General features: G+C 62.0%; 26 protein-coding genes. 15 read left to right on the forward strand and 11 right to left on the reverse strand.

The window, feature by feature from the left end; translation table 11 throughout:
* Positions 1–78 precede the first annotated feature (78 nt).
* From mreD to tldD, 6 genes are all read left to right on the forward strand, one after another.
* Positions 79–567, forward strand: a complete 489-nt coding sequence (mreD, locus tag CFII68_RS01230) for a rod shape-determining protein MreD (RefSeq protein ID WP_003197820.1) — start codon at positions 79–81, stop codon at positions 565–567.
* Between the two features lie 37 nt (positions 568–604).
* Complete coding sequence (locus CFII68_RS01225; RefSeq protein WP_018613973.1) at positions 605–1,201, forward strand: nucleoside triphosphate pyrophosphatase; 597 nt, start codon at positions 605–607, stop codon at positions 1,199–1,201.
* Between the two features lie 56 nt (positions 1,202–1,257).
* A complete protein-coding gene (gene rng / locus CFII68_RS01220) occupies positions 1,258–2,715 on the forward strand; it encodes a ribonuclease G (protein WP_018613976.1) in 1,458 nt (485 codons plus the stop codon).
* A gap of 60 nt (positions 2,716–2,775) precedes the next feature.
* Positions 2,776–6,579, forward strand: a complete 3,804-nt coding sequence (locus CFII68_RS01215; RefSeq protein WP_018613979.1) for a YhdP family protein — start codon at positions 2,776–2,778, stop codon at positions 6,577–6,579.
* Between the two features lie 161 nt (positions 6,580–6,740).
* Positions 6,741–7,604: a carbon-nitrogen hydrolase family protein gene (locus CFII68_RS01210; protein WP_018613980.1), complete on the forward strand. Its 864-nt coding sequence runs from the start codon at positions 6,741–6,743 to the stop codon at positions 7,602–7,604.
* A 5-nt stretch (positions 7,605–7,609) separates the two neighbouring features.
* Positions 7,610–9,052 (forward strand): metalloprotease TldD, encoded by a 1,443-nt coding sequence (gene tldD, locus CFII68_RS01205; RefSeq protein ID WP_003197828.1) that lies wholly within the window; start codon positions 7,610–7,612, stop codon positions 9,050–9,052.
* A gap of 139 nt (positions 9,053–9,191) precedes the next feature.
* Here the strand turns inward: tldD and yjgA are convergent, their stop codons facing one another.
* Positions 9,192–9,716 (reverse strand): ribosome biogenesis factor YjgA, encoded by a 525-nt coding sequence (gene yjgA / locus CFII68_RS01200; RefSeq protein ID WP_014336624.1) that lies wholly within the window; start codon positions 9,714–9,716, stop codon positions 9,192–9,194.
* Positions 9,717–9,824: 108 nt separating this feature from the next.
* Here yjgA and pmbA point away from each other — a divergent pair, with 108 nt between their 5' ends.
* From pmbA to CFII68_RS01170, 6 genes are all read left to right on the forward strand, one after another.
* Positions 9,825–11,171 carry a metalloprotease PmbA gene (gene pmbA, locus CFII68_RS01195; RefSeq protein ID WP_018613984.1) on the forward strand — a complete coding sequence of 449 codons (1,347 nt, stop codon included), beginning with the start codon at positions 9,825–9,827 and terminating at the stop codon, positions 11,169–11,171.
* A gap of 261 nt (positions 11,172–11,432) precedes the next feature.
* Positions 11,433–11,828: a hypothetical protein gene (locus tag CFII68_RS01190; protein WP_018613986.1), complete on the forward strand. Its 396-nt coding sequence runs from the start codon at positions 11,433–11,435 to the stop codon at positions 11,826–11,828.
* Positions 11,821–13,197, forward strand: a complete 1,377-nt coding sequence (locus CFII68_RS01185) for an aspartate ammonia-lyase (RefSeq protein WP_018613988.1) — start codon at positions 11,821–11,823, stop codon at positions 13,195–13,197. The genes CFII68_RS01190 and CFII68_RS01185 overlap by 8 nt, the downstream gene beginning before the upstream one ends.
* 27 nt (positions 13,198–13,224) lie before the next feature.
* Positions 13,225–13,665, forward strand: a complete 441-nt coding sequence (locus CFII68_RS01180; protein ID WP_018613990.1) for a hypothetical protein — start codon at positions 13,225–13,227, stop codon at positions 13,663–13,665.
* Positions 13,666–13,667: 2 nt separating this feature from the next.
* A complete protein-coding gene (locus CFII68_RS01175; protein ID WP_018613993.1) occupies positions 13,668–14,291 on the forward strand; it encodes a superoxide dismutase in 624 nt (207 codons plus the stop codon).
* A gap of 19 nt (positions 14,292–14,310) precedes the next feature.
* Positions 14,311–15,201, forward strand: coding sequence for a ZIP family metal transporter (locus CFII68_RS01170; RefSeq protein ID WP_024618946.1), 891 nt, complete (start codon positions 14,311–14,313; stop codon positions 15,199–15,201).
* A 182-nt stretch (positions 15,202–15,383) separates the two neighbouring features.
* Here the strand turns inward: CFII68_RS01170 and CFII68_RS01165 are convergent, their stop codons facing one another.
* The 10 genes from CFII68_RS01165 to CFII68_RS01120 all read right to left on the reverse strand — a co-directional run bounded on the left by CFII68_RS01165 (position 15,384) and on the right by CFII68_RS01120 (position 22,392).
* On the reverse strand, positions 15,384–15,659 hold the full coding sequence (locus tag CFII68_RS01165) for an HPr family phosphocarrier protein (protein WP_018613996.1): 276 nt from the start codon (positions 15,657–15,659) through the stop codon (positions 15,384–15,386).
* Positions 15,660–15,674: 15 nt separating this feature from the next.
* Entirely contained in the window at positions 15,675–16,532 is an 858-nt protein-coding gene (gene rapZ, locus CFII68_RS01160; protein WP_018613998.1) for an RNase adapter RapZ, read from the reverse strand.
* Between the two features lie 2 nt (positions 16,533–16,534).
* Positions 16,535–16,999 (reverse strand): PTS IIA-like nitrogen regulatory protein PtsN, encoded by a 465-nt coding sequence (gene ptsN, locus CFII68_RS01155; RefSeq protein WP_018613999.1) that lies wholly within the window; start codon positions 16,997–16,999, stop codon positions 16,535–16,537.
* A gap of 12 nt (positions 17,000–17,011) precedes the next feature.
* Positions 17,012–17,320: a ribosome hibernation-promoting factor, HPF/YfiA family gene (gene hpf / locus CFII68_RS01150; protein ID WP_003178005.1), complete on the reverse strand. Its 309-nt coding sequence runs from the start codon at positions 17,318–17,320 to the stop codon at positions 17,012–17,014.
* 77 nt (positions 17,321–17,397) lie between these two features.
* Positions 17,398–18,891 (reverse strand): RNA polymerase factor sigma-54, encoded by a 1,494-nt coding sequence (locus CFII68_RS01145; RefSeq protein ID WP_018614003.1) that lies wholly within the window; start codon positions 18,889–18,891, stop codon positions 17,398–17,400.
* A gap of 164 nt (positions 18,892–19,055) precedes the next feature.
* Positions 19,056–19,781 (reverse strand): LPS export ABC transporter ATP-binding protein, encoded by a 726-nt coding sequence (gene lptB, locus CFII68_RS01140; protein ID WP_018614004.1) that lies wholly within the window; start codon positions 19,779–19,781, stop codon positions 19,056–19,058.
* Positions 19,781–20,329 (reverse strand): lipopolysaccharide transport periplasmic protein LptA, encoded by a 549-nt coding sequence (gene lptA, locus CFII68_RS01135; protein ID WP_018614006.1) that lies wholly within the window; start codon positions 20,327–20,329, stop codon positions 19,781–19,783. Before lptA ends, lptB begins: the two co-directional genes overlap by 1 nt.
* A complete protein-coding gene (lptC, locus tag CFII68_RS01130) occupies positions 20,316–20,885 on the reverse strand; it encodes an LPS export ABC transporter periplasmic protein LptC (RefSeq protein ID WP_018614008.1) in 570 nt (189 codons plus the stop codon). The genes lptA and lptC overlap by 14 nt, the downstream gene beginning before the upstream one ends.
* 7 nt (positions 20,886–20,892) lie before the next feature.
* The gene (locus tag CFII68_RS01125) at positions 20,893–21,417 is read right to left on the reverse strand and encodes an HAD family hydrolase (RefSeq protein ID WP_014336638.1); all 525 of its coding nucleotides are present in this window, start codon (positions 21,415–21,417) and stop codon (positions 20,893–20,895) included.
* The gene (locus CFII68_RS01120) at positions 21,418–22,392 is read right to left on the reverse strand and encodes a KpsF/GutQ family sugar-phosphate isomerase (RefSeq protein WP_018614011.1); all 975 of its coding nucleotides are present in this window, start codon (positions 22,390–22,392) and stop codon (positions 21,418–21,420) included.
* Between the two features lie 274 nt (positions 22,393–22,666).
* Between CFII68_RS01120 and CFII68_RS01115 the strand changes: the two genes are divergently transcribed.
* From CFII68_RS01115 to mlaD, 3 genes are read left to right on the forward strand one after another with little or no spacing between them, the layout of a single operon-like run.
* Complete coding sequence (locus CFII68_RS01115; protein WP_018614013.1) at positions 22,667–23,476, forward strand: ATP-binding cassette domain-containing protein; 810 nt, start codon at positions 22,667–22,669, stop codon at positions 23,474–23,476.
* Entirely contained in the window at positions 23,476–24,273 is a 798-nt protein-coding gene (gene mlaE / locus CFII68_RS01110; protein WP_018614015.1) for a lipid asymmetry maintenance ABC transporter permease subunit MlaE, read from the forward strand. The genes CFII68_RS01115 and mlaE overlap by 1 nt, the downstream gene beginning before the upstream one ends.
* On the forward strand, positions 24,273–24,740 hold the full coding sequence (mlaD, locus tag CFII68_RS01105) for an outer membrane lipid asymmetry maintenance protein MlaD (RefSeq protein WP_018614017.1): 468 nt from the start codon (positions 24,273–24,275) through the stop codon (positions 24,738–24,740). The genes mlaE and mlaD overlap by 1 nt, the downstream gene beginning before the upstream one ends.
* The last annotated feature ends 11 nt before the right edge of the window (positions 24,741–24,751 follow it).

Here is a 24,751-nt window from a genome sequence, read left to right on the forward strand (position 1 = left end):
TCAGCCAGCCCGGCCCGCCGCCCAACCGCCAGCCTCCACGCCGGCCACCGCGCCAGCCCCCAGGGGAGCACGAGAAGAATGAGCAGTACCCAATCCGGTAACGGCTGGATGGTCTGGCTGACCTTCGCCATCGGCCTGTTGCTCAGCGTTTCGCCGCTGCCGCAGTTCATGGAAATCCTGCGCCCACTGTGGCTGGCCCTGTTACTGGCCTTCTGGGCGCTGGCCTTGCCGCACAAGGTCGGCATGGTCACCGCCTGGTGCCTGGGCCTGGCCGAGGACGTGCTTTATGGCACGTTGCTGGGGCAGAACGCGCTGATCCTGACGCTGATCACCTTCCTGGTGCTGTCGCTGCAACAACGCCTGCGGATGTTCCCCATGTGGCAGCAGTGCCTGGTGATCCTGGTGATCTTCGGCCTGGCGCAACTGGTGCAATTGTGGCTCAGCGCGCTGACCGGCAATCGCCAGCCGACCCTGGCGCTGGTCTTGCCAGCCCTGGTCAGCGCCTTGCTCTGGCCCTGGGTCAGCTTCGGTTTGCGTGGCCTGCGCCTGCGTTTCAAAATCAACTGATTCGGTCAGGCATTGGCCTTGATAGGGAGATGTCTTGATGAAACCGCTCTACCTCGCCTCAGGTTCGCCGCGTCGGCGTGAACTGCTCACGCAGATCGGCGTGTCCTTTACCGCCATCGGCGCGGACATCGACGAAACGCCCCTGGACCACGAAACCCCTTCGGCCTATGTCGAGCGCCTGGCGCGCGGCAAGGCCGAGGCGGGTCGGCGAGCCCTGGACGCCGGCGTGGATGGCTGCGTGCTGGGCGCCGATACGGCTGTGGTACTGGACGGGCGAATTCTCGGAAAACCCGTGGACCAGGCCGATTCCATGACGATGCTCTTGAGCCTGTCCGGTCGCGAACATGACGTATTGACCGCCATTGCCATACTCGATGGGCAGCGTTGCGAATCCCGCGTTGTGCGCAGCCTGGTGCGCTTTCGGTCGATCACGGAACAGGAAGCGGCGGCCTACTGGGCCAGCGGTGAACCCCGGGACAAGGCCGGCGGCTATGGTATTCAAGGGCTGGGCGCGGTGTTCGTCGCCGGGCTTGAAGGCAGTTATTCAGCCGTGGTCGGCCTGCCGCTGTGCGAAACCGCAGAACTACTGGGCCATTTCGGCATACCCTGTTGGCAAACCTTGAGCGCGCGCTGAGCGCCGTCTGACTTGATGCGGCCATAATCGTGAACATGCCTGAACGAGACCCTGCCATGAGTGAAGAGATCCTGATCAACATCACGCCGATGGAATCGCGCGTGGCGGTGGTTGAAAACGGTGTTCTGCAAGAGGTCCACGTCGAGCGCACGCAAAAGCGTGGCATCGTCGGCAATATCTATAAAGGCAAGGTGGTGCGGGTGCTGCCGGGCATGCAAGCGGCCTTCGTCGACATCGGCCTGGACCGCGCGGCATTCATCCACGCGTCGGAAATTTCCATGCGCGAAGGGCCGGCCGTGGAGAGCATCAGCGCCCTGGTGCACGAAGGCCAGAGCCTGGTGGTGCAGGTCACCAAGGACCCCATTGGCTCCAAGGGCGCGCGCCTGACCACGCAACTGTCGATTCCGTCGCGCTACCTGGTGTACATGCCGCGTACCGCTCACGTTGGCATTTCCCTGAAGATCGAAGACGAAGCCGAGCGCGAGCGCCTCAAGCAGGTGGTCAGCGACTGCGTGGAAAAAGAAGGCATCAAGGAAGCCGGTGGGTTCATCCTGCGCACGGCCGCCGAGGGGGCCGGGGCCGATGAGATCCTCATGGACATCCGCTACCTGCGCAGGCTTTGGGACCAGATCGCCGCGCAGATCAAGACCATCGCCACCCCCAGCGTGATCTACGAGGACCTGGGCCTGGCGCTGCGGACCTTGCGCGATCTGGTCAGCCCCAAGATCGAGAAAATTCGTATCGACTCCCGGGAAACCTTCCAGAAGACCACCCAGTTTGTCGCCGAACTGATGCCGGAAATCGCCGACCGCCTCGAGCATTACCCTGGCGAACGGCCGATTTTCGACCTGTACGGCGTCGAAGACGAAATCCAGAAAGCCCTTGAACGCAAGGTACCGCTCAAGTCCGGCGGCTACCTGGTGGTCGATCCGGCCGAGGCCATGAGCACCATCGACGTCAACACCGGGGCGTTCGTCGGCCATCGCAACCTGGAAGAGACCATCTTCAAGACCAACCTGGAAGCCGCCACGGCCATCGCCCGGCAACTGCGGCTGCGCAACCTGGGTGGGATCATCATCATCGACTTCATCGACATGGAAGATGAAGAGCACCAGCGCCAAGTGCTGCGGACCCTGGAAAAACAACTCGAACGCGACCACGCCAAGACCAACATCATCGGTATCACCGAGCTGGGCCTGGTGCAGATGACCCGCAAGCGCACCCGCGAAAGCCTTGAGCAGGTGCTGTGCGAGCCGTGCAGCAGTTGCCAGGGTCGCGGCAAGCTCAAGACCCCGGAAACCGTGTGTTACGAAATCTTCCGGGAAATTCTCCGGGAGGCGCGCGCCTACCAGGCGACTGGCTATAGAGTGTTGGCGAACCAGAAAGTGGTGGATCGCCTGCTCGACGAGGAGTCAGGCAATGTCGCGGAGCTGGAAGCGTTCATCGGACGCACGATTCGCTTCCAGGTGGAAACCATGTATTCCCAGGAACAATACGACGTGGTGTTGCTCTGAAGAGCTTGGGAAGCGGCGGGCCCGCGGATTTGATTGTCTTTGCCAGGGGAGCCCACTGACATGGAGCGTCTGACACGCATTTTGGCGGCGCTGACTCGCTGGGGGCTGGGGCTGTGTGCGCTGCTGCTGGTGCTGCTGGCGTTGTACGTCAGCCTCGGTCGCGAGCTGGTCCCGTTGGTGGCTGAATACCGCGCCGAGGTCGAGACCCAGGCCAGCGTCGCCTTGGGCATGCCTGTGCACATCGGAAGCCTCGACGGTAGCTGGAGCGCCCTGGCGCCGATCCTGGCGGCGCGCGACGTGGTGGTCGGCGAAGGCCCCAATGCGTTGCACCTGGATCAGGTGCGAGCCGTGCCTGATCTATGGGACAGCCTGCTGGCACGCCAGGTGCGCATTGCCCACCTGGAAGTCAGCGGCCTGAAGATCAGCCTCAAGGAGGGCGCCGACGGCAAGTGGGCCCTGGAAGGCCTGCCGGTGAAGGACGACCAGCCCCTCGATCCGCAGCAATTGCTCGAACGCATGCAGGTGGTTTCCAAGTTCTCGCTGCTCGATAGCCAGGTGACCTTGCAACCCGTCGAGCAACCACCGCTGACCCTCACCTACGTCGGCTTGAGCCTGCGCACCGGCGTCACCCGCCAGCGCCTGGACGCACGCCTGACCCTGCCGGACGGCCAGCCGGTGGCGATCAACCTGCGCACCCGCCTGCGCGCCAGCGACTGGAAGAATGGCCAGGCCGATGCGTACCTGAGCCTGCCGCAAAGCGACTGGTCCAAATGGCTGCCGAAACGCCTGACCCAGCAATGGAATTTTTCCCGGATCAAGGCCGGTGGCGAATTCTGGCTGAGTTGGGGGGGCGGTACGGTGCAAAGCGCGGTCATGCGCTTGAATGCGCCTGACATCCAGGGTGCCTACGCCGAGCGCAAGCCGGTGCAAATCCATAACCTGGCGCTCAATGGATATTTCCAGCGTGGCGACCAGGGATTTACTGCGACCTTCGATTCCCTGGCGATGAACCTGGGCGAAACCCGCTGGGAATCGCGCCTGCAACTGCAACAGAGTGCCGCCACCGAAAAGGCCGAGGAGCGCTGGCACCTGCAGGCCGACCGCCTCGACCTGACTCCGCTCACGCCGTTGCTCAATGCCCTGGCGCCGTTGCCCGAAGGCCTGGCGACGACCATCGACCATCTCAAGGTGACCGGTGCCCTGCGCAACGTGCTGTTGGACTACCGGCCGCAAAACACCGGTGACCAGAAAGTCAGCTTCGCCACCAACCTGGAGACCGTGGGCTTTGATGCCTATCGCGGCGCCCCGGCTGCGCGCAACGTGTCCGGGAGCCTGAGCGGTGACCTCGGTGGCGGCGAGCTGCGCATGGACAGCAAGGATTTTTCCCTGCACCTGGACCCGATTTTCGCCAAGCCCTGGCAATACCTGCAGGCCAACGCCCGGTTGACCTGGAAGCTCGACAAGCAAGGCTTCACCTTGATCGCGCCGTACTTGAAGGTGCTGGGCGAGGAGGGCAGGATTGCCGGCGACTTCCTGATCCGCCTGCATTTCGACCACAGCCAGGAAGACTACATGGACCTGCGGGTCGGCCTGGTGGACGGTGACGGACGCTACACCGCCAAGTACCTGCCGGCGGTCCTCAGCCCGGCGCTGGATGAGTGGCTGCGCACGGCCATCGTCAAGGGCGCGGTGGACCAGGGCTTTTTCCAGTACCAAGGCTCGCTCAATCACGGTGCCGGGGACGCGGCGCGCAGCATCAGCCTGTTTTTCAAGGTGCATGACGCCGAACTGGCGTTCCAGCCGGGCTGGCCTTCGGTCAGCAAGGTCAGCGGCGATGTCTTCGTCGAAGACAGCGGCGTGCGCATCTTCGCCAGCCAAGGACAATTGCTCGATACCCAGGTCAAGGATGTTTCGGTGAACATTCCCCATGTACCCAGCGGGCAGAGTGTTCATCTGTTTCTGGACGGCGGGTTCGCCGGCGGACTGGGTGACGGTCTGAAAATCCTCCAGACCGCGCCGATCGGGACCGCCGAGACATTCGCCGGCTGGGAAGGCGAGGGCGACCTGCAAGGCAGCGTCAAGCTCGATATCCCCCTGGTCAAAGGCGAGCAACCGAAGATCCTGGTGGACTTCGTCACCGACAAGGCCCGTCTCAAACTCAGCGAGCCGGCGTTGGAGCTGACTCAGCTCAAGGGCGATTTCCGCTTCGACAGCAATAAGGGCCTGAGCGGCAAGGGCATCAGTGCCCGGGCATTCGACCGGCCCGTGACCGCACAGATTTTTGCCGAGGGCCGCGCCGGAGCGCTCAACACGCGGGTCGCTGCGTCCGGGCAGGTGGAGATCAAAAAACTCACCAGTTGGCTGAATGTCACCCAGCCGTTGCCGGTATCGGGTGTCGTGCCCTACCAGTTGCAAGTGATCCTTGATGGCGCCGATAGCCAGTTGTCGGTCAGTTCCAATCTCAAGGGCGTGGCCATCGATCTGCCGGCGCCTTTCGGCATGGCCGCCAATGCCGGGCGCGACACGATGTTTCGCATGACCCTGCAAGGGCCGGAGCGGCGTTACTGGGTCGATTATGGCGACTTGGCCAGTTTCACTTACGCCGCGCCGAGCGGCAAAGTCGCCGACGGTCGTGGCGAATTGTTGCTGGGTGCCGGCGATGCGGTGCTGCCCGGGGCCAAGGGGCTGCGACTGCGTGGCAACCTGTCGGAGCTGGACGTGAGTCCCTGGCAGGACCTGGTGAACAAGTACGCCGGCCAGGATCCAGGCGGCAGCGCCAAGCAACTGCTCAGCAGCGTCGACCTGAGCGTCGGCAAGCTCACGGCCATGGGCACCACCCTGGACCAGGTATCGGTGCAACTGGATCGCAAGCCGGACGCCTGGGCCATGCGGCTCGACAGCCAGCAGGCCAAGGGCAATGTCAGCCTGCCAGATGCAAAGGCCGCACCGATTGGTATCACGCTTGATTATGTTCGCCTGCCGGCCACAGACCCGACGGTCCAGGCGGATGAAAACGCTCCGGACCCGTTGGCCTCGGTCGATCCCGGCAAAATCCCGGCCATGGATATTGCCATCGACCAATTGTTCCAGGGCCCCGATCTCATCGGTGCGTGGTCGTTGAAAGTGCGCCCTACCGCCAAGGGTATCGCGCTGAACAATCTGGACATGGGCCTCAAGGGCATGGTGTTGAACGGCAGTGGCGGCTGGGAAGGCGCGCCCGGTTCCACCAGCAGTTGGTACAAGGGCCGTATCAGCGGCAAGAACCTGGTCGACATACTCAAGAACTGGGGTTATGCCCCGAGTGTGACCAGCCAGACCTTCCGCCTGGATGTCGATGGCCGCTGGCCCGGCTCGCCGGCGTGGGCTGCCACCAAGCGTTTTTCCGGCAGCCTCGACGCTTCGCTGAGCAAAGGCCAGTTTGTTGAAATTGAAGGCAGCGCCCAGGCGTTGCGGGTATTTGGCCTGCTGAACTTCAACTCCATCGGCCGACGCCTGCGCCTGGACTTCTCCGACCTGTTCAGCAAAGGCTTGAGCTACGACCGGGTCAAAGGGCTGCTGGTGGCGAGCGACGGTGTGTACGTGACCCGCGAACCCATTACCCTGACCGGGCCGTCGAGCAATCTGGAACTCAACGGCACGCTGGACATGGTGGCCGACCGGGTCGACGCCAAGCTGCTGGTGACGCTGCCGGTGACCAACAACCTGCCGATCGCCGCGCTGATCGTTGGTGCACCGGCGGTGGGTGGGGCGCTGTTTCTGATCGACAAACTGATCGGTGACCGCGTAGCGCGCTTTGCCAGCGTAAGATACGACGTCAAGGGGCCGTGGAAAGAGCCGAAGATCACCTTCGACAAGCCGTTCTGACAGGTGATGCGATACCCCCTGTGGGAGCGAGCCTGTGGGAGCAAAGCTTGCTCGCGATTGCGGTGTATCAGTCAGCCTGTATGTTGGATGTACCTGCCTCATCGCGAGCAAGCTTTGCTCCCACAGCCGCCTTGGACGAGGATAAAAAAGAGAGAAGCTCCATGCCAGTCGCAGTGATTCAAATGGTCAGCCAAAGCGATGTGCTCGCCAACCTGGCCCGTGCCCGTGTGCTGCTGGAGCAGGCTGCCGCGGGCGGTGCAAGGCTGGCGGTGCTGCCGGAGAATTTCGCGGCGATGGGCCGGCGGGACATTGCCGATATCGGTCGTGCCGAAGCCTTTGGTCAGGGACCGATCCTACCCTGGTTGAAACAGACCGCCCGAGACCTCAAGTTATGGATTGTGGCCGGCACGTTGCCGTTGCCGCCAGTGGACCAGCCCGAGGCCAGGTCCCATGCCTGTTCGTTGCTGGTCGACGATCAGGGCCAGATCGTCGCGCGCTACGACAAGTTGCACCTGTTCGATGTGGATGTGGCGGACAATCGCGGGCGCTATCGCGAGTCGGATGACTATGCTTATGGCGCTAACGTGGTGGTTGCCGATACCCCCGTGGGCCGGGTGGGCCTGACGGTCTGTTATGACTTGCGGTTTCCGGAGCTCTTCAGCGAGCTGCGGGCTGCCGGGGCCGAACTGATCACGGCGCCGTCGGCGTTTACCGCGGTGACCGGCGCGGCTCATTGGGAGGTGCTGATCCGTGCCCGGGCCATCGAGACCCAGTGCTATGTGCTGGCGGCCGCCCAGGGCGGCGTGCATCCGGGGCCGCGGGAAACCTTTGGCCATGCCGCGATTGTCGACCCCTGGGGCCGTGTGCTGGCACAACAGGATCAAGGCGAGGCCGTGCTGCTGGCCGAGCGCGACAGCAGTGAACAAGCGTCCATCCGGGCGCGCATGCCGGTGGTCAGCCATCGGCGCTTTTTCTCGCAGGGCGCTCGACAGCGGCCTGTCCAAGACGACGAATTCAAGGCGTAAATCATATGAGCGGGTTGTTGTCCTCAGTCAGTGAACACCTTCTAGCCCCCGGCGGCGTGACCCTCGAAAGCCTGCAAGGCGTGCTGGGCGACCTGGCCGGCCCGGGCATCGATGCGGCCGACCTGTATTTCCAGGGGCAGATCTCCGAGTCCTGGTCGCTGGAAGACGGCATCGTCAAGGAAGGCAGTTTCAACCTCGACCAGGGCGTGGGCGTGCGCGCCCAGTCCGGGGAAAAGACCGGTTTTGCCTACAGCAACGCCATCACCCTCGAAGCCCTCGGCGCTGCTGCCCGTGCGGCCCGCTCGATCTCCCGCGCCGGGCAGAACGGCACGGTCCAGGCGTTCAGCAGCCAGGACGTGGCGCAGTTGTATGCGCCGGATAACCCCCTTGAAGTCATGAGCCGCGCCGAAAAAGTCGAGCTGCTCAAGCGCATCGACGTCGCCACCCGTGCCCTCGACCCGCGTATCCAGCAAGTGTCGGTCAGCATGGCCGGGGTCTGGGAACGGATCCTGGTGGCTTCCACCGACGGCGGCCTGGCGGCGGACGTGCGGCCGCTGGTGCGGTTCAACGTCAGCGTGATCGTCGAGCAGAACGGTCGCCGTGAGCGCGGCGGCCATGGCGGCGGCGGGCGCACCGACTACCGTTATTTCCTCAGCGAAGACCGTGCCATGGGCTACGCCCGCGAAGCGCTGCGTCAGGCGCTGGTCAACCTCGAGGCCATTCCGGCCCCGGCAGGTACATTGCCGGTGGTGCTGGGGTCCGGTTGGTCCGGCGTGCTGTTGCACGAAGCGGTGGGACACGGCCTGGAAGGCGATTTCAACCGCAAGGGCAGTTCGGCCTACAGCGGGCGCATGGGGGAAATGGTCGCCTCGAAACTCTGCACCATTGTCGATGACGGCACCCTGGCCGGGCGTCGTGGCTCCCTGAGCGTTGACGATGAAGGCACCCCGACCGAATGCACCACGCTGATCGAGAACGGCGTGCTCAAGGGCTACATGCAGGACAAGCTCAACGCCCGGCTGATGGGCGTGGCCCGCACTGGCAACGGTCGCCGTGAATCCTACGCGCACCTGCCGATGCCGCGCATGACCAACACCTACATGCTCGGTGGTCAAAGCGATCCGGCGGAAATCATCGCCTCGGTGAAAAAAGGTATCTATTGCGCCAACCTCGGCGGTGGCCAGGTGGACATCACCAGCGGCAAGTTCGTGTTCTCCACCAGCGAGGCCTACCTGATCGAAGACGGCAAGATCACCGCACCGGTCAAGGGTGCGACCCTGATCGGCAACGGGCCGGAGGCGATGAGCAAGGTGTCGATGGTCGGTAACGACCTGGCGCTGGACAGCGGTGTGGGCACGTGCGGCAAGGACGGGCAATCGGTGCCGGTGGGCGTCGGCCAGCCGACCCTGAAGATCGATGCGATTACCGTGGGTGGCACGGGCGCTTAAGGATGTACACGATTCGTGTAGGAGCTGTGTAGGAGCTGTCGAGTGCAACGAGGCTGCGATCTTTCCCCAGACACTTGAGTCTCAAGCGAAAGATCAAAAGATCGCAGCCTGCGGCAGCTCCTACAGGGCCGGGTGAAACTCAGCGCAGGCCGCGTTGAGTCTCGTCCAGCTCACGGATGTACTTGAAGATTTTACGGCTCGAGGCCGGTGGCTTGTTCTGCGCCAGTTCGTGCTGGGCCTGACGGATCAGGGAGCGCAATTGCTGACGGTCAGCCTCCGGGTAGTCGATGACGAATTTTTCCAGGGTGCCGTCGTCGCCTGCGATCAAGCGATCGCGCCAGCGCTCCAGGTTGTGGAAACGTTCGTTGTACTGCCGGGTGGAGGCATCGAGTTGATCGAGCAGGACCAGGATGGCGTCAGTGTCCTGATCGCGCATCAGTTTGCCGATGAATTGCAGGTGCCGTTTACGCGCGATATTCGCGGTGTGCTTGGGCGCATCGGCCAGGGCCCGGCGCAAGGCGTCGGTCAAAGGCAGTTTGGCCAGCAAGTCAGGCTTGAGTGTTGTCAGGCGCTCGCCGAGGTCAACCAGAGCATGCAGCTCGCGTTTGACCTGGGATTTGCTTTTTTCACCCTCGTAGAGGGAGTCGTCGTAAGAATCAACCATGGTGGCAGTCCGCAAAGAAACGCCGCCATGATAACCAGTCGGGGGCCGCTTGTCCGGCCCGGTCGCTCGAAGGCCATCACCGAAAGAAGAATTTGAGTGGAGAACACCATGAGTGCAGTTCAAAGCGTCGGCCCGCAAGCATTGCCGGCACTGCAGGAACAAGTCGAGCAGATCCTCGCCGAAGCCAAGCGCCAGGGCGCCACTGCCTGTGAAGTGGCGGTATCGCTGGAGCAGGGTCTGTCGACGTCGGTGCGCCAGCGCGAGGTGGAAACCGTCGAATTCAATCGCGACCAGGGCTTTGGCATCACCTTGTACGTGGGCCAGCGCAAGGGCTCGGCCAGCACTTCGGCCAGCGGCCCGGAGGCCATTCGCGAAACCGTCGCCGCGGCACTGGCGATTGCCCAGCACACCTCCGAAGACGAAGCCTCGGGCCTGGCCGATGCTGCGCTGATGTGCAAGGAGCTGCGCGACTTCGACCTCTTCCACGCCTGGGACATCACCCCCGAGCAGGCCATCGAACAGGCACTGCGTTGCGAAGCGGCGGCATTCGAGGCCGACAGCCGGATCAAGAACGCCGACGGCACGACGCTCAATACCCACCAGGGCTGCCGGGTCTACGGCAACAGCCACGGTTTCATCGGTGGTTATGCATCGACCCGCCACAGTCTGAGTTGCGTGATGATCGCCGAGGCCAACGGCCAGATGCAGCGTGATTACTGGTACGACGTGAGCCGCCAGGGCAGCTTGCTGGCAGATCCGGTGAGCATCGGCCAGAAAGCCGCACAGCGGGCGGCCAGCCGCCTGGGCGCGCGACCGGTGCCGACCTGCGAAGTGCCGGTGCTGTTTTCGGCCGAGCTGGCCGGCGGCCTGTTCGGCAGCTTCCTGTCGGCGGTGTCCGGCGGCAACCTGTACCGCAAGTCGTCGTTCCTCGAGGGCGCGCTGGGCCAGAAACTGTTCCCGCAATGGATGACCATCGACGAGCGTCCGCACCTGATGCAGGCCATGGGCAGCTCGGCGTTCGACGGCGACGGCCTGGCCACCTACGCCAAGCCGTTCGTGGAAAATGGCGAGTTGGTGTCCTACATCCTCGGCACCTATTCGGGCCGCAAGCTCGGCATGCCGAGCACCGCCAATGCCGGTGGCGTGCATAACCTGTTCGTGACCCATGGCGAAGAAGACCAGGCGGCCTTGCTGCGGCGCATGGGCCGGGGCCTGCTGGTGACCGAACTGATGGGCCACGGCCTGAACATGGTCACCGGTGACTATTCCCGGGGCGCAGCGGGTTTCTGGGTCGAGAACGGCGAGATCCAGTTCCCGGTCCAGGAAGTGACCATTGCCGGGAACATGCGCGACATGTTCAAGCAGATCGTGGCCGTGGGCAACGACCTGGAACTGCGCAGCAACATCCGCACCGGCTCGGTGTTGATCGAGCGGATGACGGTGGCGGGTAGCTAACGCTCACTGCTTGAAAAAAAGGCGCGTCATCCACTGGGGTGACGCGCCTTTTTTTGTGCCCGCAAATCCTGTGGCGAGGGCGCTTTTGTGGCGAGGGCGCTTGCTCCCGCTGGGCCGCGAAGCGACCCCAAGATCTTGCGGTCGCTGCGCAACCGAGCGGGAGCAAGCTCCCTCGCCACAATGAATTTGTGCGGCTTAACAGTTGTGTTGCTTCTTATTATCATCTAATAATGAATCTCATTCGCCGAGTGAGCCCCGGTCATGAGTTCTGCCCTGCACGAACAACCCTACCTTGAAAGCTGGCGCTGGATGAGCCGCCAGATCCGTTGCGCGATGAACCCGGACGAGCCGCGGCTGATCGAGCACTACCTGGCCGAGGGCCGCTATCTGGCCGGCTGCACCGCCACTTCGCCCTGGATGATCGCCGAGACCGCGTTCCGGCTGCTGCTCGACACCGCCTCGGATGTCGCGCTGCCCTGGCATTGGCGCAATCTCTGCCTCGACCAGGCCTGGCGTCCCCTGCGCGACCTCGAACAACAGTCACTGTGCCGCTGCCGCCTCAAGCGCTGGCAGAGCCATGCCTGGGCGCTGGCGACCTGCGCCCTGGAGCCGTCGATTTCTCTTATTGAACTGGTGCAAGGATCTCCCGATGAGTAATACCCGTATCGAACGCGACAGCATGGGCGAGCTGCAAGTCCCGGTGGATGCCCTCTATGGCGCCCAGACCCAGCGTGCCGTGGATAACTTCCCGGTCAGCGGCCAGCGTATGCCGGCGCAGTTCATCCGCGCCCTGATCCTGGCCAAGGCCGCCGCCGCCCGGGCCAACGTAGAACTGGAACAAATCAGCGCGGCCCAAGGCAAGGCCATCGTCGATGCGTCACTGGGGCTGCTCGAAGGCCGTTTCATGGACCATTTTCCGGTGGATATTTTCCAGACCGGCTCCGGCACCAGCTCCAACATGAACGCCAACGAAGTGATCGCCACTCTCGCCAGCCGCCTGCTGGGAGAGACGGTCAACCCGAACGACCACGTCAATTGCGGCCAGAGCAGCAACGACATCATCCCCACCAGCATTCATGTCAGCGCTGCCTTGGCCTTGCATGAGCAACTGCTGCCGGCGCTGTTGCACCTGGTGCAGGTGATTGAGCGCAAGGCCGAAGAGGTCCACCCATTCATCAAAACGGGTCGCACCCATCTGATGGATGCCATGCCGGTGCGCCTGAGCCAGGTGCTCGACGGTTGGGCGCAGCAGCTCAAGGCCAATATCGGCCACTTGCAGGATGTGCTGCCGAGCCTGCAATCCCTGGCCCAGGGCGGTACGGCGGTCGGCACCGGGGTCAATGCCCATCCGCGTTTCGCCGAGTTGTTCAGCCAGCAACTGACGCAATTGACCCAGGTGCAATTCACCCCGGGCAAGAATCTGTTCGCGCTGATCGGCTCCCAGGACACCGCCGTAGCGGTTTCCGGGCAGCTCAAGACCACCGCCGTGTCGTTGATGAAAATCGCCAACGACCTGCGCTGGATGAATTCCGGGCCGCTGGCAGGCCTGGGCGAGATCGAGCTCGAAGGCTTGCAGCCGGGCTCCTCGATCATGCCCGGCAAGGTCAACCCGGTCATTCCTGAAGCCACCGCGATGGTGGCGGCCCAGGTGATCGGCAACGACACGGTGATCACTGTCGCCGGTCAATCGGGCAACTTCGAGTTGAACGTGATGCTGCCGATCATCGCCCAGAACCTGCTGAGCAGCATCACCCTGATGTCCACCGCCAGCCGCTTGCTGGCGGACAAGGCCATTGCCACGTTCAAGGTCAACGAAGCCCGGCTCAAGGAAGCGTTGTCGCGCAACCCGATCCTGGTGACCGCGCTCAATCCCATCATCGGTTACCAGAAGGCCGCTGAAATCGCCAAGAAGGCTTACCAGCAAGGTCGACCGGTCATCGATGTCGCCCTGGAGCACACCGACCTGACACGCAGCGAACTCGAAGTCCTGCTGGACCCGGAGAAGCTCACCGCCGGCGGCGTGTAACCCCGACACCTGTGTGGAGGACTCATCATGGAACACTGGAAGCGTACGATCGAACGGGCCAATCGTTGTTTCATGCTGGGCGAGTTGGTGGACGCCCGCGAAGCTTACCTACAGGCCCTGGCGCTGGCCCAGGTGCTGTTCGAGCGTTGGGCGGATGCCGACGAAGCCGTGGCCGCGTGCGTCGTCTCCCATCACAACCTGGCGGACCTGCACTTGCGCCTGAACCAGCCGGAGGAGAGCGCCGAGTATTTGTGTGCGATCCACCAACGGTTGTTGCAGACCATGCAGGACGAACGTCTGGCGCCGGCCCTGCGCGCCGCCGCGCTGCGCCAGAGCCACAAGACCTATGTCGAACTGCTGAATTTCATCAGCGAGCACGGTGAATACCCACGCACCCAGCGCCTGCTGCACTGCAATGCCGCTACGCCCCGGCAGCGCAATGCCCCTCTTCATCATGGAGTCCATTGAACATGGCTTTTACCTTGCCTGCATTGCCCTACGCCTACGACGCCCTGGAACCGCACATCGATGCGCAAACCATGGAGATCCACTACACCAAGCATCACCAGACCTACATCAATAACCTCAACGCAGCGGTGGACGGCACCGAATACGCCGGGTGGCCTGTCGAAAAACTGGTGTCCAGCGTGGAGCAGTTGCCACCAAGCCTGCAGGCCGCAGTGATCAACCAGGGCGGCGGCCATGCCAACCATTCGTTGTTCTGGGAAGTGATGACGCCCCGGGGCGGCGGCCTGCCTGATGGTGGTCTGGCGGCGGCGATCGAAGCACAACTGGGCGGTATCGAGCGTTTCAAGGAAGCTTTCACCAAAGCAGCGCTGACCCGTTTCGGCAGCGGCTGGGCCTGGTTGAGCGTCACCCCGCAAAAGACCCTGGTGGTGGAAAGCAGCGGCAACCAGGACAGCCCGCTGATGAAGGGCAACACGCCGATTCTTGGCCTGGACGTCTGGGAGCACGCCTATTACCTGCGCTACCAGAACCGTCGTCCGGAATACATCAGCGCCTTCTACAATGTGATCAACTGGCCTGAGGTCGCCCGGCGCTACCAGGCTGCGCTGGCTTCGAGTCCTTCATGAAAACAACTCAAGGCTGACTATGGATACTCAAACACTGGCGATTGGAAGCGGACGGATGTTTCGCTACGCCTTGGGATCGTTGTTGCTGTTGGCCGGGATGACGTTGTTGGCGGCCCAGGGCCTGGTATGGCTGGACCTGGAGCCCAGGCTGCTGCGTGCGCTTGAGGGTGGCGGGCTCTGCGCCTTGGGCACCGCGCTGGGGGCCGTGCCGGTGTTGGTCATCCGGCGCATGCCCCAGGCCGTCAGCGATTCGCTGCTGGGTTTTGGTGCCGGGGTGATGCTTGCGGCCACGGCGTTCTCGCTGATCGTGCCGGGCATTGCTGCGGCCGAGCAGTTGGGATTGACGCCTTGGGCGGCCAGCGGCCTCATCAGTTTTGGCATTCTATTGGGCGCGTTCGGGCTGTACCTGGTGGACCGCAAGGTCTCGGCCAGCCCCGAAAGGCTGGTCGCGGCGCCAGGACGTCCGATCATTGCGCCGCGGATCTGGCTGTTCGTGTTTGCCATCATCGCCCACAACATTCCCGAAGGCATGGCGGTGGGCGTGTCGGCGGGTGGTGGCATGCCGGATGCCGACAGCCTGGCGATGGGCATCGCCTTGCAGGATGTACCCGAAGGGCTGGTGATCGCGTTGGTGCTGGCTACGGCGGGGATGTCGCGGGCCAAGGCGTTTCTGATTGGCGCGGCGTCAGGGCTGGTCGAGCCCGTGTTCGCGCTGCTGTGCGCCTGGTTGGTGAGCCTGGCCGAGATGCTCTTGCCTTTGGGTCTGGCGTTGGCGGCCGGCGCGATGCTGCTGGTGGTGACTCACGAGGTCATTCCCGAATCCCGTCGCAATGGTCACGAGAAACTGGCGAGCCTGGGGCTGTTGCTGGGGTTTTGTTTGATGATGGTGCTGGATACGGCGTTGGCGTGACAAGTGGCAGATCTGTGGTGATGTGATTTTATCTGTGGCGAGAAGGGCTGTGGGAGCAAAGCTTGCTCGCGATGCAGGCGCCTCGGTTTCTGAGTGACCGAGTCGCCTTCATCGCGAGCAAGCTTTGCTCCCACCAATAAATCCCCTTGCCACAATAAATCCGCTTTGGAGTCCTGAGGTCGTTATTCGCCTTCGTCGAAATATCGGTTGATCAGGTCAACCAAGGCATCCATCGCTTCCTGCGCCTGATCACCTTCGGTGTGCAGGTGGATCTTGGTGCCCTTGCCGGCGGCGAGCATCATCATCGCCATGATGCTTTTACCGTCGACCGTAGACTCTGGCGTGCGACCGACCCTGATGGTGGTGTCCTTGAACTGGCCCGCGACGCCGACGAACTTGGCCGATGCTCGGGCATGCAAGCCCAGCTTGTTGATGATTTCAATTTCCTGAGCAGGCATCGCGATGTGAATCCTTTAGCTGAGGTCGCGGTGGCGAACCTGGACGTTCTTCAGGGACTGTTGCAGGAGCTGACCCAGGCGTTCGGTCAGGTAGACGGAGCGGTGATGGCCACCAGTACAACCAATGGCGATCGTGACATAGGCGCGGTTGCTCGCGGCAAAGCGGGGCAGCCATTTGAGCAGGTAGCTGGAGATGTCCTGGTACATTTCCTCGACATCCGGTTGTGCGGCCAGGTAGTCGATCACCGGTTGGTCGAGCCCGGACTGCTCGCGCAATTCCGGTTTCCAATAAGGATTGGGCAGGCAGCGCACATCGAACACCAGGTCGGCGTCTACTGGCATGCCACGTTTGAAACCGAATGACTCCACCAGGAACGCCGTGCCCGGCTCGGGTTGGTTGAGCAGGCGCAGCTTGATCGTGTCGCGCAACTGATACAGGTTCAGGTGCGTGGTGTTGACCTTAAGGTCCGCGAGGTCGGCGATCGGCCCCAGTAGCTGGCTTTCGTCCTCGATGGCTTCGGCCAGGGAACGGTTGGCATTGCTCAGCGGGTGGCGCCGGCGAGTTTCGGAAAAACGCTTGAGCAGTGTTTCTTCATCGGCATCCAGGTACAGCACATCGCACTGGATATGCCGGCTGCGCACTTCCTCGAGCAGTTCAGGAAAACGCGACAGGTGGCTTGGCAGGTTACGTGCGTCGATGGACACCGCTACCAGCGGTTGCGCCAGCTCGGTGTGGATCAGGGCGCGCTCGGCCAGTTCCGGCAGCAGGCCGGCGGGCAGGTTGTCGATGCAATAGTAGCCACTGTCCTCAAGCACGTTGAGGGCTGTGCTTTTACCGGAGCCGGAGCGGCCACTGACGATGATCATGCGCATTTTTAATGACCGTTCTGCTCGTCCAGGACAACCTGGTACAACGCTTCGTTGCTCGGTGCGCTGCGCAGTTTTTCGCGCACTTCCTTGCGGTCCAGCATGCTGGCAATCTGGCGCAGCAGCTCGAGGTGCGCATCGGTCGCCGCTTCCGGTACCAGCAATACAAACAGCAGGTCGACCGGGGCGCCGTCGATGGCGTCGAAATCTATGGCGGTTTCAAGGTGCAACAGCGCGCTGATCGGCGCGGCACAACCCTTGAGACGGCAGTGAGGAATGGCGATGCCGTTGCCAAAACCGGTGGAACCGAGTTTTTCACGGGCAACCAGGGCCTCGAAGACGTCCTGCATTTCCAGATCCGGCACTTCGCGGTGGATCAGGTTGGCAATTTGCTCGAGGGCTTTCTTTTTACTGCCGCCCGGCGCGTTCACTTGGGAACGGCCGGGGGTCAGGATGGTTTCTAGTCGGATCATGGATTGGGGGGGTTAACGACCGGTTGCGCCCTGGAGGAGGCTCTGGGTCTTTTCCTTATGCTTTTTGAGTTGGCGATCCAGCTTGTCGGTCAGCAGGTCAATCGCGGCATACATGTCTGTGTGCTCTGCGTTGGCAACCACTTCTCCGCCGGGGATATGCAGCGTGGCTTCGATTTTCTGCAGCAGTTTCTCGACGTTCATCGTGACTTGCACGTTGGTGATCTTGTCGAAATGCCTCTCCAATCGGTCGAGTTTTTCGCCGATGTAGGTGCGCAGGGGTTCGGTCACTTCCAGTTGGTGTCCACTGATGTTGACTTGCATACAGCTTCTCCTTCGTTGCCAGTGCATAAAGCGGCAGGCAGAAATGCCTGCCACTGGAACGCTGTGGCGTGGCCTTGTTACATCAACCGCTTGCGTTCGCTCGAAGGCGCGATCCCGAGGGATTCGCGGTACTTGGCGACGGTACGGCGGGCCACCTGAATGCCTTGTGCCTCCAGTAAACCAGCGATCTTGCTGTCACTCAACGGCTTTTTCTGATTTTCCGCGGCCACCAGTTTTTTGATGATCGCGCGGATGGCCGTGGACGAGCATTCGCCGCCTTCGGAGGTGCTGACATGGCTGGAGAAAAAGTATTTCAATTCATAGATGCCCCGGGGGGTATGCATGAATTTCTGGGTGGTTACCCGGGAAATCGTCGACTCGTGCATGCCCACTGCCTCGGCAATGTCATGCAGGACCAACGGTTTCATCGCCTCATCGCCGTACTCCAGGAAGCCGCGCTGATGCTCGACGATCTGGGTGGCCACTTTCATCAGGGTTTCGTTGCGGCTTTGCAGGCTCTTGATGAACCAGCGCGCTTCCTGCAACTGGTTGCGCATGAAGGTGTTGTCGGCGCTGGTGTCGGCGCGCTTGACGAAGCCGGCGTACTGGGCGTTGACGCGCAGCTTGGGCACCGACTCCTGGTTGAGCTCCACCAGCCAGCGATCATTGTGCTTGCGCACGATCACGTCGGGGACCACGTATTCAGGTTCAGTGGATTCGATCTGCGAGCCGGGGCGCGGGTTGAGGCTCTGCACCAGTTCGATGACCTGGCGCAGCTCATCTTCCTTGAGCTTCATGCGACGCATCAGTTGACTGTAGTCGCGGCCGCCCAGCAGGTCGATGTAATCGGTGACCAGCCGCTTGGCTTCGGCCAGCCACGGTGTCTTGGCGGACAACTGGCGCAGTTGCAGCAACAGGCACTCGCCCAGGTTGCGGGCGCCGATACCGGCCGGTTCGAACTGCTGGATGCGATGGAGGACGGCTTCGATCTCGTCCAGCTCGATGTCGAGCTCGGGGTCGAACGCTTCGAGGATTTCGTCGAGGGTCTCGTCCAGGTAGCCCTGGTTGTTGATGCAATCGATCAGGGTTACGGCGATCAGGCGATCGGTGTCGGACATCGGCGCCAGGTTCAGCTGCCACAGCAGGTGGCTTTGCAGGCTTTCGCCGGCAGAGGTGCGGGTGGTGAAGTCCCACTCGTCGTCATCGCTGCTCGGCAGGTTGCTGGCGCTGGTCTGGTAGACGTCTTCCCAGGCCGTGTCCACGGGCAACTCGTTGGGGATGCGTTCGTTCCATTCGCCATCCTCGAGGTTATCCACCGTCGGGGCGGCTTCCTGGTAGGACGGTTCCGGGATTTCGGTGTTGGTCTTCTGCTCGACGTTGTCGGCCAGCGGATCGGTGTTATCGAAGTCGTCGCCTTCTTCCTGGCGTTCGAGCATCGGATTGGACTCCAGGGCCTCCTGGATTTCCTGTTGCAGGTCCAGGGTCGACAATTGGAGCAGGCGGATGGCCTGTTGCAGCTGCGGTGTCATCGTCAGCTGCTGGCCCATTCTCAAGACTAGCGATGGTTTCATGGCAGGGGCTTAACACCTTATTCGCCGGCGCACATGCGCCATCCACTACAGGGCGCCGAAGCGCCAAACTTAAGCAAATTATATGCCTGAAACTGAAGTGTTTGCCTAGAGCGTCGCCATAATAAAATTAAACGACGCTCGGGCAAGTCGCCAGACACTTGTCCTTACAGGCGGAACTCATGGCCCAGATACACTTCCTTGACCAGGTCATTGGCCAGGATCGCTGCGGAGTCGCCTTCGGCGATCAGCTGGCCGTCATTGACAATGTAGGCGGTTTCGCAGATGTCCAGCGTCTCGCGCACGTTGTGGTCGGTGATCAGCACGCCGATCCCCTTGGCCTTGAGGTGATGAATGATCTGCTTGATGTCGCCCACCGAGATGGGGTCCACGCCAGCGAACGGTTCGTCGAGCAGGATGAACTTCGGTGCGGTGGCCAGGGCGCGGGCGATTTCCACGCGACGCCGCTCGCCACCGGACAGGCTCATGCCCAGGTTGTCGCGAATGTGGCTGATGTGGAATTCCTGCAATAGGCTTTCCAGCTCCTGGCGACGACCGGCCTTGTCGAGTTCCTTGCGGGTCTCGAGGATGGCCATGATGTTGTCGGCAACCGACAGTTTGCGGAAGATCGACGCTTCTTGCGGCAAATAGCCGATACCGGCCTTCGCCCGGCCGTGCATCGGCTGGTGGCTGACATCCAGGTCGTCGATCAGCACGCGACCCTGATCGGCCTGGACCAGGCCGACGATCATGTAGAAGCAAGTGGTCTTGCCCGCGCCATTGGGGCCGAGCAGGCCGACGATCTGGCCGCTGTCGATGGACAGGCTGACATCACGCACGACTTGACGGCTCTTGTAGCTCTTGGCCAGGTGCTGAGCTTTCAGAGTTGCCATTACTGGGCCTTCTGCTCGTCGGTTTTCTTTTTCGGTTGGATCACCATGTCGATCCGCGGACGCGACTCGGTCACCTTGCTACCGGTGGCGCGACCGGCGCTGGCGAGCTTCTTGTTGGTGTCGTAGACGATTTTCTCGCCTTGGGTCACGTTGTTGTCCTTGTCGACGACCTTGGCGCGGTCGATCAGGACGACACGATCCTGTGAGGCGTGATACTGGATGGTGACCCCGTAGCCCTGCACAGGCTTGGTATCGCCTGCGGTTTGCATCTGCTCGAAATAGGCCAGGTTGCCCACGGAGGTCACTACGTCGATGTCGCCGGACGGGGTGCGGGTGATGGTCACGGTATTGCCGGTGACCTTCATCGAGCCCTGGGTGATGATCACGTCACCTTTATAGGTGGCAACGCCATTCTTGTCATCGAGCTGGGCATCATCGGCCTGGATGCGGATAGGCTGGTTGCGGTCGTCGGGAAGAGCCCAGGCGCTCGCGCTTCCCAGTGCTGCGCCCAGACTGAGCAAAATAGGGAGGGTTTTAGCGAGCTTCATACTGTCCTCTTACGTTCGATAGCAGGTGTATCCTGCTTTCCTTCAAATACGCTTTCATTCCCGTGCCGGTCGATACACCCCCGGCGCCGTCGATTCTAACGGGTTGCTCGGTCTGCGCATATTCTTGCTGTGGGAACACGGTCATGCGCGTGCTGGTGATGATGGTCGTGCGGTTTTTCTCGTCGGTTCGGGCGATGCGTACCGAGTCGATCAGTTCCACTTCGGTGCCGCCGGAATTGACTTCGGCGTGCTCACTCTGTACGTGCCACGGAAAATCGGTGCCGCGGAACATGTTCAGGTCGGGCTTGGTGACCAGCGTAATGTCAGTGGCCTTTACGTGGTCGACCTTGTCGGACGTCATCTCGTATTGCACTTTGCCGTCGGGCAGGTACTGCAGGGTATGCGTGTTGGTCGCGTACCAGTCGATCTTTTCCTCGATCTGGGTCGCAGGCCGGTCGAGAAACCGTTCGGGGCTGATGTTCCAGTAGCCCACCGCAGCAAAGATCGCCGCGATACAGCCAAACACCACGAGGGTGCGAATCTTCTTGCTCAGCATAAATGGCTCACAGGTACGCGGCGTTGGCCGCTTCGAGGCGGCCCTGGGCGCGCAGGATCAGTTCACAGAATTCGCGTGCCGCACCTTCGCCGCCTCGCGCCGTGGTGACGCCGTGGGCGTGCTCGCGGACGAAGCTGGCCGCGTTGGCGACCGCCATGCCCAGGCCGACCCGGCGAATCACTGGCAGGTCTGGCAGGTCGTCACCGAGGTAGGCCACCTGTTCATAGCTTAGGTTGAGTTGACCCAGAAGCTCGTCCAGCACCACCAGTTTGTCTTCGCGCCCCTGGTAAAGGTGCGGGATGCCGAGGTTCTTCGCGCGCCGCTCGACCACCGGGGTCTTGCGGCCGCTGATGATAGCGGTCTGCACGCCGGCGGCCATCAACATCTTGATGCCTTGGCCGTCGAGGGTGTTGAACGTCTTGAACTCGCTGCCGTCTTCAAGGAAGTACAGGCGACCGTCGGTCAGCACGCCGTCCACATCGAAAACCGCCAGCTTGATGGCTTGGCCGCGTTGCAACAGGTCTGTGTTCATTTACATGACTCCCGCACGCAGCAAATCGTGCATGTTCAGGGCGCCCACCGGACGGTCTTCGTCGTCGACGACCACCAGGGCGCTGATCTTGTGGTCTTCCATGATCTTCAGGGCCTCGGCGGCGAGCATCTCGGCGCGGGCGGTCTTGCCGTGGGGCGTCATGACTTGCTCGATGGTCGCACTGTGGATGTCGATGGTGCGGTCCAGGGTGCGGCGCAGGTCGCCGTCGGTGAAGATCCCGGCGAGCTTGCCGTCGGTCTCCAGGACCACCGTCATGCCCAGCCCTTTGCGGGTCATTTCCATGAGCGCGTCCTTGAGCAGCGTGCCGCGCAGCACTTGTGGCAGCTCCTGGCCAGCGTGCATCACGTTTTCGACTTTCAGCAGCAGGCGACGGCCGAGGGCGCCACCGGGATGGGAAAAGGCGAAATCTTCCGCGGTGAAGCCCCGGGCTTCCAGCAGCGCCACGGCCAGGGCGTCGCCCATGACCAGGGCGGCGGTGGTGGAGGAGGTCGGTGCCAGGTTCAGCGGGCAGGCTTCGTGTTCGACATGGACATTGAGGTTTACTTCGGCGGCCTTGGCCAGCGGCGAGTCCGGGTTGCCGGTCATGCTGATCAACTGGATGCCCAGGCGCTTGATCAGCGGCAGCAGCGTGATGATCTCATTGGTGGAGCCGGAGTTGGACAGGGCCAGGATGACGTCGTCCCGGGTGATCATGCCCATGTCCCCGTGGCTGGCTTCGGCCGGATGGACAAAAAAGGCCGTGGTGCCGGTGCTGGCGAGGGTGGCGGCGATCTTGTTGCCGATGTGCCCGGACTTGCCCATGCCGACCACGACCACGCGGCCTTTGCTGGCCAGAATCATCTCGCAGGCGCGTACGAAATCAGCGTCGATATGGGGCAGCAAGCCTTGCACGGCTTCGAGCTCGAGGCGGATGGTACGTTGTGCCGATTGAATCAGGTCGCTGGATTGGCTCATGTCAGAAATCGTATAGCCCGATGAAAAGGCGGCGATTATAGCGGCAATGAACAATTCCCTCACGTAAGTTCGTCATGCTTTGTTCGAGGGGGCGCAAGGTTCGACATAAAATGTGGCTTTTTACCTTAAACCAGGCTTAACGGGCGGGGCGTTGGCCTTGGGAGCTTGGCTGTTGCAGTGATATAGTTCGCCGCCGGTTCGCGTGCCCGGCGGTACCGGCGCTTGTCGGCTGCCCAGGGCATTCGAATGTGAGGCTGCATCGCAAGGAGTTTAGATGAGTGCCGACAACGCCTACGCGGTCGAGCTGAAGGGACTGTCCTTCAAGCGAGGGACGCGCAGCATTTTCAATGACATCGATATTCGCATTCCACGCGGCAAGGTCACCGGTATCATGGGGCCTTCCGGGTGCGGCAAGACCACGCTGCTACGGCTGATGGGGGCACAACTGCGCCCCAGCGCCGGCGAAGTCTGGGTCAATGGTCAGAATCTTCCCGAGTTGTCTCGCAGCGACCTGTTCGATGCGCGCAAGCACATGGGCGTGCTCTTCCAGAGTGGCGCGCTGTTTACCGATCTCGATGTGTTCGAGAACGTGGCGTTCCCGCTGCGGGTCCATACCGACCTGCCGGAAGAGATGATCCGTGACATCGTCCTGCTCAAATTGCAGGCCGTCGGGCTGCGTGGCGCCCTTGACCTGATGCCCGACGAGCTGTCCGGCGGCATGAAGCGTCGGGTTGCGCTGGCGCGGGCGATTGCCCTCGATCCGAAGATCCTCATGTACGACGAACCCTTCGTCGGGCAGGACCCGATCGCCATGGGCGTGCTCGTACGCCTGATCCGCCTGCTTAACGATGCGCTGGGCATCACCAGTATCGTGGTCTCCCACGACCTGGCCGAAACCGCGAGCATTGCCGACTACATCTATGTGGTCGGCGATGGTCAGGTGCTGGGGCAGGGGACACCGCAGGAACTGGCAGAGTCGGACAACCCGCGCATTCGCCAATTCATGAAGGGTGATCCGGACGGGCCGGTGGCGTTCCATTTTCCGGCCACGGATTACCGTACCGATCTGCTGGGGAAGCGCTGATGCGCAAGAAATCACTGTTGGAAAGAATTCGCCTGTTTGGCCGCTCCGGCATCGACGTGTTGGCGGTACTGGGCCGTTCCTCGTTGTTCCTGATGCACGCCTTGCTCGGTCGCAACTCGACAGGCGGCGGTTTCGGCCTGCTGGTCAAGCAGTTGCACTCGGTGGGCGTGATGTCCCTGGTGATCATCGTGGTCTCCGGGATCTTCATTGGCATGGTGCTGGCGCTGCAAGGCTTCAGCATTTTGTCCAGCTACGGTTCGGAGCAGGCGGTCGGGCAGATGGTTGCGCTGACGCTGCTGCGTGAGCTCGGCCCCGTGGTCACGGCGCTGCTGTTTGCCGGGCGTGCCGGTTCGGCGCTGACGGCCGAAATCGGTAACATGAAGTCCACCGAGCAGTTGTCCAGCCTGGAAATGATCGGCGTCGACCCGCTCAAGTACATCATTGCCCCGCGCCTGTGGGCCGGTTTCATTTCCCTGCCGGTGCTGGCAATGATTTTCAGCGTCGTGGGGATTTGGGGCGGCTCGTGGGTGGCCGTTGACTGGCTGGGGGTCTATGAGGGTTCCTACTGGTCGAACATGCAAAACAGCGTCGATTTCCTCGACGATGTCCTCAATGGCGTGATCAAAAGTGCCGTATTCGCTTTCGTCGTGACCTGGATCGCCGTGTTCCAAGGCTATGACTGTGAGCCCACGTCAGAGGGGATCAGCCGTGCCACAACCAAGACCGTGGTGTACGCCTCACTGGCGGTCCTGGGCCTTGACTTTATTCTGACCGCCTTGATGTTTGGAGATTTCTGATGCAAAACCGCACCCTGGAAATCGGTGTCGGCCTTTTCTTGCTGGCTGGCATCCTGGCTTTGCTGCTGCTGGCCCTGCGGGTCAGTGGACTGGCGCCGACCGCAAGCACCGATACTTATAAACTTTATGCCAACTTTGACAATATCGCCGGTTTGACGGTCAGAGCAAAGGTGACCATGGCCGGTGTCACGATCGGCAAGGTCACGGCAATCGATCTGAATCGCGAGGATTTCACCGGTCGGGTGACGCTGGAGTTGGAAAAACGCGTGGATAACCTGCCGACTGATTCCACTGCATCTATCCTCACGGCTGGGCTGCTGGGTGAGAAGTACATTGGCATCAGCGTGGGTGGGGAAGATGCCGTGCTCAAGGACGGTGGCGTCATCCACGACACGCAGTCGTCCCTGGTGCTCGAGGACCTGATCGGTAAATTCCTGCTCAATACCGTTAGCAAAGACGCCAAATGAGGAGCTTTTGA

Origin of the sequence: Pseudomonas sp. CFII68 (assembly GCF_000416195.1) — a bacterium.
GTDB classification, from domain to species: Bacteria; Pseudomonadota; Gammaproteobacteria; order Pseudomonadales; family Pseudomonadaceae; genus Aquipseudomonas; species Aquipseudomonas kilonensis.

What these genes read in the sequence shown, in the direction of transcription:
- mreD (WP_003197820.1), top strand. Translation starts at nt 79, where the DNA reads ATGAGCAGTACCCAATCCGGTAACGGCTGGATGGTCTGGCTGACCTTC.
- CFII68_RS01225 (WP_018613973.1), top strand. Translation starts at nt 605, where the DNA reads ATGAAACCGCTCTACCTCGCCTCAGGTTCGCCGCGTCGGCGTGAACTG.
- rng (WP_018613976.1), top strand. Translation starts at nt 1,258, where the DNA reads ATGAGTGAAGAGATCCTGATCAACATCACGCCGATGGAATCGCGCGTG.
- CFII68_RS01215 (WP_018613979.1), top strand. Translation starts at nt 2,776, where the DNA reads ATGGAGCGTCTGACACGCATTTTGGCGGCGCTGACTCGCTGGGGGCTG.
- CFII68_RS01210 (WP_018613980.1), top strand. Translation starts at nt 6,741, where the DNA reads ATGCCAGTCGCAGTGATTCAAATGGTCAGCCAAAGCGATGTGCTCGCC.
- tldD (WP_003197828.1), top strand. Translation starts at nt 7,610, where the DNA reads ATGAGCGGGTTGTTGTCCTCAGTCAGTGAACACCTTCTAGCCCCCGGC.
- yjgA (WP_014336624.1), bottom strand. Translation starts at nt 9,716, where the DNA reads ATGGTTGATTCTTACGACGACTCCCTCTACGAGGGTGAAAAAAGCAAA.
- pmbA (WP_018613984.1), top strand. Translation starts at nt 9,825, where the DNA reads ATGAGTGCAGTTCAAAGCGTCGGCCCGCAAGCATTGCCGGCACTGCAG.
- CFII68_RS01190 (WP_018613986.1), top strand. Translation starts at nt 11,433, where the DNA reads ATGAGTTCTGCCCTGCACGAACAACCCTACCTTGAAAGCTGGCGCTGG.
- CFII68_RS01185 (WP_018613988.1), top strand. Translation starts at nt 11,821, where the DNA reads ATGAGTAATACCCGTATCGAACGCGACAGCATGGGCGAGCTGCAAGTC.
- CFII68_RS01180 (WP_018613990.1), top strand. Translation starts at nt 13,225, where the DNA reads ATGGAACACTGGAAGCGTACGATCGAACGGGCCAATCGTTGTTTCATG.
- CFII68_RS01175 (WP_018613993.1), top strand. Translation starts at nt 13,668, where the DNA reads ATGGCTTTTACCTTGCCTGCATTGCCCTACGCCTACGACGCCCTGGAA.
- CFII68_RS01170 (WP_024618946.1), top strand. Translation starts at nt 14,311, where the DNA reads ATGGATACTCAAACACTGGCGATTGGAAGCGGACGGATGTTTCGCTAC.
- CFII68_RS01165 (WP_018613996.1), bottom strand. Translation starts at nt 15,659, where the DNA reads ATGCCTGCTCAGGAAATTGAAATCATCAACAAGCTGGGCTTGCATGCC.
- rapZ (WP_018613998.1), bottom strand. Translation starts at nt 16,532, where the DNA reads ATGCGCATGATCATCGTCAGTGGCCGCTCCGGCTCCGGTAAAAGCACA.
- ptsN (WP_018613999.1), bottom strand. Translation starts at nt 16,999, where the DNA reads ATGATCCGACTAGAAACCATCCTGACCCCCGGCCGTTCCCAAGTGAAC.
- hpf (WP_003178005.1), bottom strand. Translation starts at nt 17,320, where the DNA reads ATGCAAGTCAACATCAGTGGACACCAACTGGAAGTGACCGAACCCCTG.
- CFII68_RS01145 (WP_018614003.1), bottom strand. Translation starts at nt 18,891, where the DNA reads ATGAAACCATCGCTAGTCTTGAGAATGGGCCAGCAGCTGACGATGACA.
- lptB (WP_018614004.1), bottom strand. Translation starts at nt 19,781, where the DNA reads ATGGCAACTCTGAAAGCTCAGCACCTGGCCAAGAGCTACAAGAGCCGT.
- lptA (WP_018614006.1), bottom strand. Translation starts at nt 20,329, where the DNA reads ATGAAGCTCGCTAAAACCCTCCCTATTTTGCTCAGTCTGGGCGCAGCA.
- lptC (WP_018614008.1), bottom strand. Translation starts at nt 20,885, where the DNA reads ATGCTGAGCAAGAAGATTCGCACCCTCGTGGTGTTTGGCTGTATCGCG.
- CFII68_RS01125 (WP_014336638.1), bottom strand. Translation starts at nt 21,417, where the DNA reads ATGAACACAGACCTGTTGCAACGCGGCCAAGCCATCAAGCTGGCGGTT.
- CFII68_RS01120 (WP_018614011.1), bottom strand. Translation starts at nt 22,392, where the DNA reads ATGAGCCAATCCAGCGACCTGATTCAATCGGCACAACGTACCATCCGC.
- CFII68_RS01115 (WP_018614013.1), top strand. Translation starts at nt 22,667, where the DNA reads ATGAGTGCCGACAACGCCTACGCGGTCGAGCTGAAGGGACTGTCCTTC.
- mlaE (WP_018614015.1), top strand. Translation starts at nt 23,476, where the DNA reads ATGCGCAAGAAATCACTGTTGGAAAGAATTCGCCTGTTTGGCCGCTCC.
- mlaD (WP_018614017.1), top strand. Translation starts at nt 24,273, where the DNA reads ATGCAAAACCGCACCCTGGAAATCGGTGTCGGCCTTTTCTTGCTGGCT.